General features: G+C 28.8%; 13 protein-coding genes. All 13 read right to left on the reverse strand.

Translation table 11 applies throughout. From position 1 onward, the window contains the following. Positions 1-65: 65 nt before the first annotated feature. Entirely contained in the window at positions 66-527 is a 462-nt protein-coding gene (locus ACUSRV_RS07870; RefSeq protein WP_490141390.1) for a SoxR reducing system RseC family protein, read from the reverse strand. A 10-nt stretch (positions 528-537) separates the two neighbouring features. Further along, positions 538-828: a metal-sensitive transcriptional regulator gene (locus ACUSRV_RS07875; protein WP_490141391.1), complete on the reverse strand. Its 291-nt coding sequence runs from the start codon at positions 826-828 to the stop codon at positions 538-540. A 16-nt stretch (positions 829-844) separates the two neighbouring features. Next, a complete protein-coding gene (locus tag ACUSRV_RS07880) occupies positions 845-1,111 on the reverse strand; it encodes a hypothetical protein (protein ID WP_490141392.1) in 267 nt (88 codons plus the stop codon). A gap of 95 nt (positions 1,112-1,206) precedes the next feature. Next, positions 1,207-2,991 carry an aspartate--tRNA ligase gene (aspS, locus tag ACUSRV_RS07885; protein ID WP_490141393.1) on the reverse strand — a complete coding sequence of 595 codons (1,785 nt, stop codon included), beginning with the start codon at positions 2,989-2,991 and terminating at the stop codon, positions 1,207-1,209. 17 nt (positions 2,992-3,008) lie between these two features. Next, complete coding sequence (gene hisS / locus ACUSRV_RS07890; RefSeq protein WP_490141394.1) at positions 3,009-4,268, reverse strand: histidine--tRNA ligase; 1,260 nt, start codon at positions 4,266-4,268, stop codon at positions 3,009-3,011. Further along, positions 4,258-5,733: a coproporphyrinogen dehydrogenase HemZ gene (gene hemZ, locus ACUSRV_RS07895; RefSeq protein ID WP_490141395.1), complete on the reverse strand. Its 1,476-nt coding sequence runs from the start codon at positions 5,731-5,733 to the stop codon at positions 4,258-4,260. The genes hisS and hemZ overlap by 11 nt, the downstream gene beginning before the upstream one ends. A 20-nt stretch (positions 5,734-5,753) precedes the next feature. Then, entirely contained in the window at positions 5,754-6,371 is a 618-nt protein-coding gene (locus tag ACUSRV_RS07900; protein WP_490141396.1) for an MBL fold metallo-hydrolase, read from the reverse strand. 11 nt (positions 6,372-6,382) lie between these two features. Further along, positions 6,383-6,832 (reverse strand): D-aminoacyl-tRNA deacylase, encoded by a 450-nt coding sequence (gene dtd, locus ACUSRV_RS07905; protein WP_490141397.1) that lies wholly within the window; start codon positions 6,830-6,832, stop codon positions 6,383-6,385. Between the two features lie 14 nt (positions 6,833-6,846). Next, positions 6,847-9,036, reverse strand: a complete 2,190-nt coding sequence (locus ACUSRV_RS07910; protein WP_490141398.1) for a RelA/SpoT family protein — start codon at positions 9,034-9,036, stop codon at positions 6,847-6,849. 151 nt (positions 9,037-9,187) lie between these two features. Beyond that, complete coding sequence (locus ACUSRV_RS07915) at positions 9,188-9,700, reverse strand: adenine phosphoribosyltransferase (RefSeq protein ID WP_490141399.1); 513 nt, start codon at positions 9,698-9,700, stop codon at positions 9,188-9,190. A 20-nt stretch (positions 9,701-9,720) separates the two neighbouring features. After that, positions 9,721-12,156, reverse strand: a complete 2,436-nt coding sequence (gene recJ / locus ACUSRV_RS07920) for a single-stranded-DNA-specific exonuclease RecJ (protein ID WP_490141400.1) — start codon at positions 12,154-12,156, stop codon at positions 9,721-9,723. Between the two features lie 21 nt (positions 12,157-12,177). Continuing rightward, positions 12,178-13,845 carry an ABC1 kinase family protein gene (locus tag ACUSRV_RS07925; RefSeq protein ID WP_490141401.1) on the reverse strand — a complete coding sequence of 556 codons (1,668 nt, stop codon included), beginning with the start codon at positions 13,843-13,845 and terminating at the stop codon, positions 12,178-12,180. A gap of 86 nt (positions 13,846-13,931) precedes the next feature. Further along, positions 13,932-14,432, reverse strand: a complete 501-nt coding sequence (locus ACUSRV_RS07930; RefSeq protein WP_490141402.1) for a gamma carbonic anhydrase family protein — start codon at positions 14,430-14,432, stop codon at positions 13,932-13,934. Position 14,433: the final 1 nt, after the last annotated feature.

Raw genomic sequence — 14,433 nt, forward strand, 5'->3', positions numbered from 1 at the left:
AACTTTTCTTATTTGAGCAACGTACCTTTTTCTCAAGGTCGTTGGCGACATGAGCAAAGCGAATTTTATTTTAATACAATATCTAAAGCTATGCCATTGCTTTTAACTATATTAGTTATAACTGGCATATACTTTTTACTTTGTTTAAACTTATTATCGTTAATTTTTATAATTATATAAGATATAACCATAGTAATAAGTCCTACTATAGTACTTGCTATTTCCTTAGATCCACTATATCCTATAATATTTAATATTTGATTTGTTGCAATAACTCCTATTAAAAGAGCTGAAAGTGGAATTAAATAAGCTATAGCCGCAGCTTGTAATACATTTGCCGCTTCTAAGTCTACTTCTACAAAATCACCCTTTTTAGCTCCTACACTATTATCTACTTCTACTAAAAGATCTTTACTTTCACTTTCTGTATGACATTTACCACATTCTGCACAAGCTGAATGCTGTTTCATTTGTAACTTAGCTATATTATGATCTAGGGTTTCCACTATAATTCCTGTGCTTCTCATAATAATCCTCCTACTTCATGAATTTAAGTATTGTGTCCATAAGTTCGTCTACCATTACATCTGTTTGTTCTTGATTATCTTTTATACTATTGGCCACACATCCTCTTACATGGTTTTCCAGTATTATAGAACCAACTTTGTCTATGGCTGATCTTATGGCTGCTATTTGGACCAAAACATCTACACAATATCTATCTTCTTCTACCATTTTCTGTATTCCCTTTACTTGGCCTTCTATTCTATTTAATCTTTTGGTTATAGATTCTTTACTTTTTTTGCTTTCATCTGATAACTGCTTCATTTATTCACCTCTTTAATTATGTTAATACATAATATAGTAATAATGAAAATAATAACGTTAAGTTCCTTATAAGCATTGCATTTCTTTGTTGTATATTATACTTATCAACTAAATTAACCAATATATATCTAGCTACTATATTCAATATTCCTAATCCATATAAAACCAATACATTATATAAAGGAACATCAAATAAATCTGGAAGTATAAATTTACCTATTAAGTATAATACCCCAAATGCTATTGTAAACAATCCAACTTCATTAAATGTTTTTTTATTCATAAGTTCCCCCTAAGATGATATCATATTATAATTATACATTATTTTTGATAATTTGTACAAAAAAAGAGGCTGTAAATAATTACAACCTCAATTTATTATTTATTTGATATTTCAACTTTTATATTAAGTTCCTTTAATTGTTTATCTTCTGCAAAACTTGGGGCATTAGTCATTGGGTCTGATGCATTTTGAGTTTTAGGGAACGCTATTACCTGTCTTATGTTTTCTTCTCCGGCAAGTAACATAACAAGTCTATCTAAGCCAAATGCTATACCACCATGTGGAGGAGTTCCATATTTAAATGCATCTATTAAGTATCCAAATTTATCATAAGCTTCTTCTTGGCTAAATCCTAATGCCTTAAACATTTTTTCTTGAACATCAGAATTGTATATTCTTATACTTCCTCCACCTATTTCAAATCCATTAAGAACTATATCATAAGCTTTTGCTCTTAATGAATCTTTATCTTCATTATCTAATTTATCTAAATCCTCATCCATAGGTGATGTAAATGGGTGGTGTTTAGCAACATATCTATTTTCTTCTTCATCATACTCAAATAATGGGAATTCTGTTACCCATAATAACTTATAATCATCTTTATTTAGTATATTAAGCCTTTTTGCAACTTCTTGTCTTAAGTGTCCAAGTGAATCAAGTACAACATTATCTTTATCAGCTACAAATAAAAGTAAATCTCCAGCTTCTCCATCCATAGCTTTTATTATTTCATTTAGTTTTTCTTCACTAAAGAATTTTGATATTGGGGAAGTTACTTCATTTTCACCTATCTTCATCCATGCAAGGCCTTTTGCTCCATATGTTTTAACATAATCTTCTAATGATGATATTTGTTTTCTTGTAAAACTTTCAGCGCTTTTATTTATGTTTATACCTCTTACACTTCCTCCATTTAATACTGTGTCTTTAAATACTTTAAAGTCAGAGTTTGACACTATGTCTGATACATTTTTGATTTCAAATCCAAATCTTATGTCTGGCTTATCTGATCCAAATCTATCCATAGCCTCTTTGTACGGCATTCTATGAAGAGGCAACTCTATATCTACATTTAATGTTTCTTTGAATATAACTTGTAGCATTTTTTCCATTATATCTATGATATCGTCTATTTCAACAAAAGACATTTCACAGTCTATTTGTGTAAACTCTGGTTGTCTATCAGCTCTTAAGTCTTCATCTCTAAAGCATTTAACTATTTGGAAATATCTATCCATACCAGAAACCATTAGCAACTGCTTGAATATTTGAGGAGATTGAGGTAATGCATAAAACTTCCCTTCATTAACTCTACTTGGAACCAAATAATCCCTTGCTCCTTCTGGAGCTGGTTTTGTTAAAAATGGAGTTTCTATTTCTAAAAATCCATTGTCAGATAAATAATTTCTAACTATATTAGAAACCTTATGTCTTAATATAAGATTTTTTTGCATAGATGGCTTTCTTAAATCTAAATATCTATATTTAAGTCTTAAATTTTCTGATACATCGTCGTCATCTTTTATGTATATAGGTGGTGTTTCAGATTTATTTAATAATCTAAGTTCGTGAGCAAATATTTCTATATTTCCTGTAGGTAAATTAGGGTTTTTTGATTGTCTTTCTTTAACACTACCTTTTATTGCTATAACATATTCTGATCCTAATTTTTCTGCCTTTTCAAATGCTTCTTTACTAACTTCTGTATCAAATACTATTTGACATATACCGCTCTTATCTCTTAAATCAACAAATACTAATCCACCTAAGTTTCTTTTCTTTTGTACCCATCCCATAAGTACAACTTCTTCATCTATATGGCTTTCTCTTAAATTACCACAGTAATGAGTTCTTTTTAGTCCGTTTAAATTTTCCAAGTTACTCCCTCCAAATATTACAATCTATTTTTTAGTTCTTTTACTATTTCACTTAGTTTTATAGTGTTTTGCTCTGATGTAGACATATTTTTAAGCGATACAATGTCTTTGTCTAACTCATCATCACCTATAACTATAGTGTATTTTGCATTTATTTTATCAGAATACTTAAACTGAGCTTTTACACTTCTATCTAAGTGGTCTTTATCTGCAGCTATATCGTTGTTTCTTAAATCTTTTAATATTCTAAAGCTTTCATTTTTTGCTTTATCTCCTATAGTAACTATAAATATATCCATAGCATTAGGATTTTTTATCTCTATATTATTATTTTCCAAAGTTAACAAAAGTCTTTCTATTCCCATACCAAATCCTATACCACTTATTTTTGGCCCACCTAATTGCTCAACCAATCCGTCGTATCTTCCTCCACCACAAACTGTACTTTGTGCACCTATATCTTCAGATATTATTTCAAATGCAGTTTTAGTGTAATAATCAAGACCTCTAACTATTTTTGGATCTACTACAAAGTTTATATCCATTGCTTTTAGATATTCTTTTACTTTTTCAAAGTGGTCATTACAATCAGGACATATGTTTTCTATCATAAGTGGTATATCAGTTAGGTTAGATTGACAAGTTTCATTTTTACAATCTATTACTCTCATAGGATTTTTATCTGATCTTTCTTTACATGTATCACATAAAACATCTATTTTAGATGATAAGTATTCATTTAACTTTTCATTATATTCTTTTCTACAAGTCGGACATCCTACAGAGTTTACTCTAAGTTCTAAACTATTAAGCCCAACTTTGTTTAAAAATGTAACTGCTAATGCCATAACTTCAGCATCTATAGATGGTAATTCACTTCCAAAAGCTTCCACACCAAATTGATGGAATTGTCTTAGCCTTCCTGCTTGTGGTCTTTCATATCTAAAACATGGTGTTATGTAAGATACTTTTGTTGGTTGTGTATCTGCATACATTTTATGTTCTATAAAAGATCTAACTACAGGTGCTGTTCCTTCTGGTTTTAATGTTATTTCTCTTCCGCCTTTGTCTTGGAAAGAATACATTTCTTTTTGAACTATATCAGTTGTTTCTCCTACACCTCTTTGGAATAACTCTGTATGTTCAAATATAGGTGTTCTTATTTCTTCATATCCAAATAAACTACATACTTTTCTATATGTAGCTTCAACGTAGTTCCATTTATAAGATTCTGACGGATTAATATCCTTAGTTCCTCTTGGGGCTTTAGTCAACATTTTTAAAAACCTCCTTCTTTTTTCTTTCTACCATTTCATCAACTCTAGATATATATTGTTCTACATTTTTTACGTTGTCAACTCTTTCTATTCTATCTTCATCTAAATATACGAATTTAGATATAGAACCTGCTCCTAATGCATAGTTACTTTGCTTTTCTTCCATTATCTGTATATTGTATATACATTCGTATCCTTCTTTAGAATATCCTATATTTTCAAGATTTCCTAACATATGTTTTTGACGGTACATATAGTAAGGATTAAGGTTCATATTCCGAGAATATTCCATAGATAAATCTATCATTTTTATCATTTCTTCATATCTAGTTAGCTCATACTTATCTAAATTTTCTTTTAAATTAGATGCTCTTTTTATAGCCATAGTATGTACTGTTAAACTTTCCGGACTTAACTTACTTATTTCTTCTAGGGTATTTTGTACCATATTTATATCTTCATCTATAAGACCTAGTATTATATCCATATTTATATTGTCAAAGCCTAAGCTTCTTGCTTCATAAAATTTAGATATTATATCATTTACTTTATGATCTCTTCCTATTTTAACTAATGTATCGTCATTCATAGTTTGAGGGTTTATACTTATTCTGCTAACTCCGTGTTTTTTTAAAACTTCTAATTTTGATTTTGTTATTGTATCAGGTCTTCCTGCCTCTACAGTGAATTCCTTAATATTACCTAAATCGAAGTTTTCATATAAAGATGAAATTAGCATATCCATTTCTATCTCATCTAAAGTTGTAGGAGTTCCGCCTCCTATGTATAGTGTTTCTATTTCCTTATTTGTATCTTTAACTATTTGTGCTAGTCCTATTATTTCCTTAATTAAAGCATTTACATATTCTCTTTTTAAATGACCGAATTGTCTAAGTGAATTTGATGGAAATGAACAGTATACACATCTAGTTGGACAAAATGGTATACTTACATATAAAGATATTTTGTTTTGATCTACTGGATATATGAATTTTCTCTCGCGTTTGGCTATATCTAGAGATAAATCTATTTTTTCATCTTTTATAAGGTATTTATTTCTTAATATATTTCTTATCTCATCATCACTTTTGTTTTCATCCATAAGATTATGAAGTATTTTAACTGGTCTTATGCCAGTTAAAATACCCCAAGGAACATAAGATTTATATATTTTATCCAAAACATTGAATACACTTCTTTTTATAACACTTTTAACTTGTTTTTTTATTTCAAATTCATTTTTATCCAATAAGCTAGATTTCTCTTCATTGGATAAGGTAAGTATTCCATTTTCATAATAATAAGTATTACACTTTATAACTTCATTATCTAAGTTTAAAGTATTTATTATTAAATTATTCTTGTCATCTTCATTTTCACTAAATTTAAATTCACTTGTAAATAGCTTTATTAGTTCGCCTATCTCATATTTATAATCGTGATTTTTTAATAATACCTTTATCATTAAAACTACTCCTTTGTATTTTATACCATATAAGGATTAGTAACTTTTTCTATACCAAGTCTTGTAGCAGGACCATGTCCTGGAAATACAGTTATCTCATCATCTAACTTAGATAATTTATTAAGTGAGTTTTGTATATCTGAATAATCTCCACCAAACAAATCTGTTCTTCCTATACTTCCTGAAAATAAAGTATCTCCTGAAAACATAATGTTATCTACTTTTATACATATACCTCCTGGGGTATGCCCTGGTGTATGTATTATTTCTAGATTTAAATTTCCTAACTTTATATTTTGACCGTCTTTTACATATTCATCGGCATCTATTTCTACTATTCCACATCCAAGACTAGATGTTAAATTCTTATCTTTATCATTTAGTAATTCTTTTTCATCTATATGAGCAATAATTTTAGCCTTAGTTATATGCTTTAGTTGAGGAACTGCACCTATATGGTCACCATGGCTATGTGTCAATATTATATATTCGATACTCAATTCATTTTCACGTATTGATTTTAATATATCTTCTATACTTCCTCCAGGATCTATAACAGCCCCTTTTCTTGTAACTTCATCCCCAATTATATAGCAGTTGACTCCAAGTATACCTGCAATCATTTTTTCTAGTATCATAGATACACCCCCTAGAAATTTTTCTTAGAATCTATTAACATTGTAACTGGACCATCATTAGCTATGTCTACTAGCATATGAGCTTGAAATCTACCAGTTTGAACTCTTAATTCATGTTGCTTTGCAATTTCCACAAATTCTTCATATAATTTATTAGCAAGTTCAGGTTTGGCTGCATCTGTAAAGCTAGGTCTTTTCCCTTTTCTACAATCTCCATATAATGTAAATTGAGAAACTACTAGTAAATCTCCTTCTATATCCCTTACAGACAAGTTCATCTTATCATTTTCATCTTCAAATATTCTTAAATTCACTATTTTATCAACCATATAATCTACATCTTTTGATGTATCGTCATGTGTTACTCCTAATAATACTAAAAGCCCTCTATTTATATTTCCTACAGTTTCATCTCCTACTAAAACCTTTGAAGATGTAACTCTTTGAACAACAGCTCTCATAAGTACCCTCCTCTTTAGTTTATAACCCTATAAACATCTACTATTCCCTGCATATTTTTTAATTTATTCATAAGATTGTTTAATTCGTTTATATCATCAACTTCTAATAATAAGTTTATATTTACAGTTCTATCTTTACTTGTTCTTGCGTTTATTCCACTTAAGCCCATTTTATCATTTGCAATTAAATGGGTTATTTCGCTTATAATTCCTTTTTTATCTATTGCTATTATTTGTATCTCAGCTTCAAATTTTACATGTTTAGCTATATTCCACTCAACTTCTATTATTCTATCTTTAAAGTCTGTATTATCAATCATAGTGTTAGGGCAATCTAAACGGTGTACAGCAACACCTCTTCCTTTAGTTATATAACCTACAATTTGATCTCCAGGAAGTGGATTACAACACTTTGCAAATCTAACCAATATATTATTGACACCTTTTACAACTACACCTTGGGAGTTCACTTTACGCTTTTTCTTATATTCTTGTTCAGTTAAACTTTTTACTGTTGGTGGTTCTGGCAATTTTTTTATATTATCTTTTTCATATAATTCCTTTAGTTTTCCTAGAACTTGTGATGATATAATTCCACCATATCCTATTGTTGCGTATAAATCATCTGTTGTAGGTTGGTTAAACTTCTTAGTAACAACAGACAAGTATTTTTCATTTAATACTTCATTAGGATTAAATCCTTGTCTTTTTAATTCTCTCTCAAGTGTACTTTTTCCACGTTCTATATTGTCTTCTCTTCTTTCTTTTTTAAACCACTGTCTTATTTTACTTTTTGCATTAGGAGTCTTAGCTACATTTAGCCAGTCTCTACTTGGTCCATTGGAATTTGAAGAAGTTAATATCTCTATTATATTCCCATTTTGAAGTTTGTAATCTAGAGGAACTATTCTCCCATCTACTTTTGCTCCTACACAATTATTACCTACATTTGTGTGGACTCTGTATGCAAAATCTATAGGACCAGAGCCAGCTGGAAGCTCTATTACATCTCCTTTTGGACTAAATACATAAACTTGACTATTAAATACATCTTCTTTTAAGGCGTCCATAAATTCATGGGGATCTTTTAAATCTTTTTCCCATTCCATCATTTGTCTTAACCAATATAGTTTTTCATCAAGAGTAGCCTGTTTTTTAGGAGGTTTTTCTTCCTTATACTTCCAATGGGCTGCTATACCGTATTCTGCGATTTTATGCATATCCACTGTTCTTATTTGTATTTCCACAGGTTCTCCATCTGGACCTATAACAGTTGTATGTAGGGATTGATACATATTTGGCTTTGGCATTGCTATATAATCTTTAAATCTTCCAGGTATTGGTTTCCATAGAGTATGTACCATACCAAGTACAGCATAACAGTCTTTTACAGAGTCTACCAAAACTCTAACTGCCATCAAATCATATATTTCTTCAAAACTTTTATATTTAGTGTGCATTTTGTTATATATACTATAAAAATGTTTAGGTCTACCTGAAACTTCGCAATCTATACTTACTTCATCAAATTTCTTATTCAATATTTCAACTACTTTTGATATATAAGCTTCTCTATGACTTCGTTTTTTTGATATCTTATCTACTAAGTCATAGTAACCTTCAGGATCTATATATCTAAGTGCTAAATCTTCTAACTCCCACTTTATCTTGTATATACCTAATCTGTGAGCTATCCCACCGTATATCTCTAAAGTTTCTTTGGCCTTTTCTTTTGCTTTTTCAGGTGACATAAATTTTAATGTTCTCATGTTATGAAGTCTATCAGATAATTTTATAAGTACAACTCTTATGTCCTTTGCCATTGCCAAAAACATTTTTCTTAGATTTTCTGCTTGGGTTTCTTCTTTTGATTGATATTTTATTTGTCCTAATTTTGTTACACCATCTACTAAATTTGCTACTTCTTTTCCAAATCTTTTTTCTATATCTTCATATGTGTAATCAGTATCTTCAACTACATCATGTAATAACCCTGCAATTATAGTTTGAATATCTAGTTCCATATCTGCTAATATATTTGATACAGCAACTGGGTGTATAAAATACGGCTCTCCTGATTTTCTATACTGGCCTTCATGTGATTCTTTTGCAAAATTATAAGCATTTTCTACGGTTTGTAAATCGCTATTAGGAGCATATTTTTTTATTTTTTCTAATAAATATTTTAGATTTTTATCCTGCATATTACCACCTATCTATTCTAAATATAAAATTCGCTACGCTCATATCGCCAACGACCAAATGGGACCTTGCTCAAAAATTCACTTTGATTAAATTTATATTTAAATATGCGAAAATAGTTGGTAGCATAACCAACTATTTTCATATATAAAATTAATATTTTATTAAAGAGTTTATATGATAATTACCTAACTTATCTCTACCATTTAAAAATTCTAATTCTATTAAGAACTGCATAGATACAACTTCTCCACCTAGTTTTTCTATAAGCTTAGCAGCTGCCTCCATAGTTCCACCTGTAGCTAATAAATCATCAACTATAGCAACTCTTTGTCCTGGCTTTATAGACCCTTTATGTATTTCAAGAGTATCAGTTCCATATTCTAATGCATACTCATATCTTTCAGTTTCACCAGGTAATTTGCCAGGTTTTCTAACTGGAACAAAACCTACCTCTAATCCATAAGCAACTGGAGTTCCCATTAAGAAACCTCTAGCTTCAGGTCCAACTATAATATCTATATTTTTATCTCTTAAATCTGATATTATTTGATCTACTGCATACTTAAATGCTTCTCCATCTTGTAATAGTGTAGTTATGTCTTTGAAGTTTATTCCTGGTTTTGGATAATCTTCTATTTCTCTTATTGAATTACTTAAATCCATTACTTAATCCTCCTAATAGCTTATTTTTTTATTGTGTCATATTTTCGTTTGAAATTATTCAATATTTGAAGACTGTGGCTGCTATTTAAATCTAGTTTTAAATTAGGCTTGGGCATAGCTTCTATATGTATAACATCATTTCTATTTTCATAAACAATTAAATTTAAATCTTTAAATACTCTTAAAATATTTAGAAATTTCATCTTATCCATATTAAATTTTTCTATTATATTTGCATATTCTATATCTACAGACTTATCGTTCATCAATCTTTTGTAAATAATTACAAAATCATTTCTATCTGGAATCATATTATATACTATATTGTCGGTATATGATATATCAGATTTTTCGTAATATTTTATTATGTTATTGCTATCTATTGTTTTATCATATATATACGAATATTCTTCTAATGAATATAAGTAATCATACAGAATAATATTATTATATCTTTTTATGTCTATTTTATCAATATAAGGAAAAAAGATAACGTCTACATTATCGTTATAATCATCTATAATATTAAAATTCAAATTATATTCATGCCCTGTAAGTGAAATATCTGACAACGACTTACATAGTCCTTTTATTGAATTGCATATTATAAGAGTATTTTCATTTATATAATCAAAGATATTTATATCTCTAGTTCCATTTATATCTATATCATTATATATACTATAATTAAACTCTATTGGTTTTATGTATTTCATTAGTTTTGATAAATTTTGATTTTTATTTATATCTTTAGGATAAGACATTCGTACATCTTTTAATAAAAATTGTATTTTTTTATTTCCCATATAATTGTTTTCATCTACTTGAAACAGTAAATCAACTTTATCGCCACGCATAAATTTTGAAGCTAAATAAGCCATATTAAAACCTATACAATCATACTCGTATTTTTTCTTCACTGTAAATTTAAGATGTTGTCTTTCTTTTCCTATACATCTTATATCTATCATTTCTAAATCTCTCATTATAAATCTAGGTGATGGATTATTCATACCAAAAGGCTCTAACTTATGTAGTTCATCTATTAATTCGAAACTTACTACATCTTCATTTAACTCCAACTCTATATTTATATTTTCTACCATATCTTCATCATTTAATTTATATTCTGCTTTTTCATTTATTTTCTGTCTTAAAATCTGTATTTTTTCTTCATCAAGTGAAAGTCCTGCAGCTTGTTCATGTCCACCAAATCTATTTAATAAATCTGAACAATCAAGTAAAGCCTCAAATATGCTAAATCCTTTTATCGATCTAGCTGAACCTCTTCCTTCACCTTCTTCTATAGTTAATAATATAGTAGGCTTGTAATATTTTTCTGTAAGTTTTGATGCTACTATACCAATTACTCCATGTTGCCAATGTTCTTTTGCTACAACTAGAACTTTTTCATCTATATACCTAGGGTCATTAGCTATTATTTCTTCAGCTTCTTTATACATTTTTGACTCTATCATCTGACGCTCATTATTTTTTTCTTCAAGTAACATAGCCAATTCCATAGCTTCTTCTTCATATTGAGATATAAATAGTTGAACTCCTAAATACGAGTATCCCAATCTTCCTGAAGCATTTATTCTAGGCCCAAGAGAAAATCCTATATGAGATGAGCTTATTTTATCACTGTCTATTCCACATATTTTAATAAGGGATTTTATACCAAGATTATTTCCATTTTTCATTAAATTTAAGCCATTTTTTACTATTATTCTATTTTCTCCAACTAGGGGCACTATATCACATATTGTAGCAAATGTTACTATTTCTAAATAATTATACATAGAAATTTCAAATTCATCTTTAGGAGTAAGGCCTTGAATAAGCTTAAATGCTACCCCACACCCACAAAGGGATTCAAATGGATAGTTACAGTCTTCTTGCTTTGGATTTATAATTGCATAAGCATTTGGAATGTTTTCTTGACATTCATGATGGTCAGTAACTATAACATCTACCCCAGAATTTTTAGCAAATTCTACTTCTTCTACTGATGTTATTCCGCAATCTACTGTTATTATAAGGTCGCATCCAGATTTTATTATTTTTTCTATAGCTTCTTTGTTTAGGCCGTAACCTTCTTCTAGTCTATTTGGTATATAGTAATCAACATTATAATTTATAGATTTAAAGTAAAGATATAATATTGAAGTAGATGAAACCCCATCTACATCATAATCGCCATATATCCATATTCTTTCTTTATTTTCCATAGCTTTCTTTATTCTATCTATAGACTTTCCCATATCCTTCATTAAAAGTGGATCGTAAAGATGTTCTAATGAAGGATTCATAAATATATTTGCATCTTTATCATCATTTATTCCCCTATTTTTCAAAATCTGACTTATTTCCGGGGAAATATGTAATTTATCACAAAGTCCATCTTTTTTAACATCACCTTTATGTTTTAAAGTCCATTTTTTGTCGTAAAACATAAATTCTCCACCCTTTTATATTTATTTTTGTTTATATTGAGAACGTATAATAGATATTACCAAATATAAACCCATCATAAATGATATAAAAAATCCTACTCCTGCCAATATTTGTATTAACCTATTGTTTTGTACATTCACTGAGGATATTATAAGTGAAGACCCAACTATTAAAGCTGCTAAAACTACACTTACAGATAACTTATTTGCCATAGAAGTTACATTATTTTCAAGTGTAGAAAATTTAACTTCATCTATTCCAATTTTTAATTCATTTCTCTCTACACTTCTCAGTATAGTTCTAAGTTGTTTTGGTAAAATTCTTATATCGCTTATAATTTCATCTAAATAATTTTTTGAATTTAAAAGTATATTTTTAGGTTTGAACTTATTTAAATAGTATTCTTTTGCAAAATCTTGGCCTACACTTCCTATAGAAAATTGTGGATTTATTAATCTACCCGTACCTTCTAAAGTAATTATAGCTCTTCCTAACATTACAAATTGAGAAGGTAGACTTAATTTATTGTTTTTTGCAAATCTAAATATCTCATTAAATATGTTTGATAAACTTACTTTTTCAATTGAAATATCATAATAATAATGGATAAGATAAGATAACTCATGTCTTAATGTAGGTATATGAGTATCTTCAGTTATAGAATCCAATTCCATTAGAATGTATATAATTCTATCTATATTTTTGTTTACACTTGCTATGAACATATCATTTAATAAGGTAAGTGTTGTATTGTCTATTATTCCTACCATCCCAAAATCTATATAAGCTATACAATTACTGCTTACAACAAATATATTTCCTGGATGAGGATCTGCATGAAAAAATCCATGTTCAAATACTTGTTTAAGAAATGATTTAACTCCTATATCAGATATGTTTTTCATATCCCAATTCATAGATTTCATTGTATCTATATCATTTGCCTTTAGGCCTATTATTTGTTCTAAAACTAAAACTTTTTTTGTAGAGTACTCCATAAATACCTTTGGTATATGTACAGTTTCATCTTCTTTAAATATATTTCTAAATTTCTCTGCATTTCTTGCTTCAAAATTATAATCCAATTCTCTAAAAAGCTGATTTTCAAACTCCTCAACAAACTTATCAAATTCAAATATAGAATCTTTGTAAATATCATTTATAGATTGTACTAAACTACTCATAATTTCTAAGTCAGCTTTAACTTTAGATTCTACGTTAGGCCTTTGAATTTTTATTATAACAGGTTCTCCATTTTTTAGTTTAGCTTCATATACTTGTCCTATAGATGCCGCTCCTATAGGCTTGTCATTGAACTCTATAAATGCTTCATTTATATCAATTCCAGTTTCTTCTTTGAATATACTTTTTGCAATTTCAGTATCATAAGGTTCAACATCGTCTTGAAGTTTTGCTAATTCTTCTATTATTGATTGATCTAATAAATCTTTTCTGGTGCTAAGTACTTGACCTAACTTGACATATGTAGGACCTAATTCTTCAAATGCCTTTCTCAATCTTTCTCCAGTAGACATGTTTTTTATTTCTTCTGGCGGATTAGTTATAGGTATTTTATAAGCTATACCTTCTATATTAAGCTTTTCAACTACATAGGAAAATCCATATTTTACAAATATATAGCCTATTTCTTTGTATCTTTTTAAGTTTTTATAACTTATTCTAATCACATCTACACCTCTTATTAATAAATCATAAATTCACTATCAGAAAATAAGGACAATATTAATATATTGCCCTTATTTTATAATAAATATTATTTATGATTTTGTGCAAATCCAACATAATCTAATGCAGATTTTGTTAAACCTTGTTTTTCTTCTTCTGACAATTCTCTTATTATTTTTACAGGACTTCCCATAGCTAACACCCCTGAAGGTATGCTTTTGCCTGGAGGAACTAAACTTCCTGCTCCTATTAATGTAAACTCTCCTATTTGAGCACCGTCAAGTACTATTGACCCCATACCTACTAAAGCATTATCACCGATAGTACATGCATGTATAATAGCTTTATGTCCTATAGTTACATTGTCTCCTATAATTGTTCCAATGGATACATCTGTATGAACTATAGTTCCATCTTGTATATTTGTATTTTCTCCTATAATTATAGGATTTCCGTCTCCTCTTAAAACGGTATTGTACCATATATTGCTATTGATACCTATTTTAACATCACCTATTATATCTGCACTTGGTGCTACGAAACAGCTTTCATGTATATCTGGACTTTTTCCTTTGTACCCCTTTATCATA

It is taken from the genome of Sporacetigenium sp. TC11 (genome assembly GCF_058146105.1).

What these genes read in the sequence shown, in the direction of transcription:
- ACUSRV_RS07870 (WP_490141390.1), bottom strand. Translation starts at nt 527, where the DNA reads ATGAGAAGCACAGGAATTATAGTGGAAACCCTAGATCATAATATAGCT.
- ACUSRV_RS07875 (WP_490141391.1), bottom strand. Translation starts at nt 828, where the DNA reads ATGAAGCAGTTATCAGATGAAAGCAAAAAAAGTAAAGAATCTATAACC.
- ACUSRV_RS07880 (WP_490141392.1), bottom strand. Translation starts at nt 1,111, where the DNA reads ATGAATAAAAAAACATTTAATGAAGTTGGATTGTTTACAATAGCATTT.
- hisS (WP_490141394.1), bottom strand. Translation starts at nt 4,268, where the DNA reads ATGTTGACTAAAGCCCCAAGAGGAACTAAGGATATTAATCCGTCAGAA.
- hemZ (WP_490141395.1), bottom strand. Translation starts at nt 5,733, where the DNA reads ATGATAAAGGTATTATTAAAAAATCACGATTATAAATATGAGATAGGC.
- ACUSRV_RS07900 (WP_490141396.1), bottom strand. Translation starts at nt 6,371, where the DNA reads ATGATACTAGAAAAAATGATTGCAGGTATACTTGGAGTCAACTGCTAT.
- dtd (WP_490141397.1), bottom strand. Translation starts at nt 6,832, where the DNA reads ATGAGAGCTGTTGTTCAAAGAGTTACATCTTCAAAGGTTTTAGTAGGA.
- ACUSRV_RS07910 (WP_490141398.1), bottom strand. Translation starts at nt 9,036, where the DNA reads ATGCAGGATAAAAATCTAAAATATTTATTAGAAAAAATAAAAAAATAT.
- ACUSRV_RS07915 (WP_490141399.1), bottom strand. Translation starts at nt 9,700, where the DNA reads ATGGATTTAAGTAATTCAATAAGAGAAATAGAAGATTATCCAAAACCA.
- recJ (WP_490141400.1), bottom strand. Translation starts at nt 12,156, where the DNA reads ATGTTTTACGACAAAAAATGGACTTTAAAACATAAAGGTGATGTTAAA.
- ACUSRV_RS07930 (WP_490141402.1), bottom strand. Translation starts at nt 14,432, where the DNA reads ATGATAAAGGGGTACAAAGGAAAAAGTCCAGATATACATGAAAGCTGT.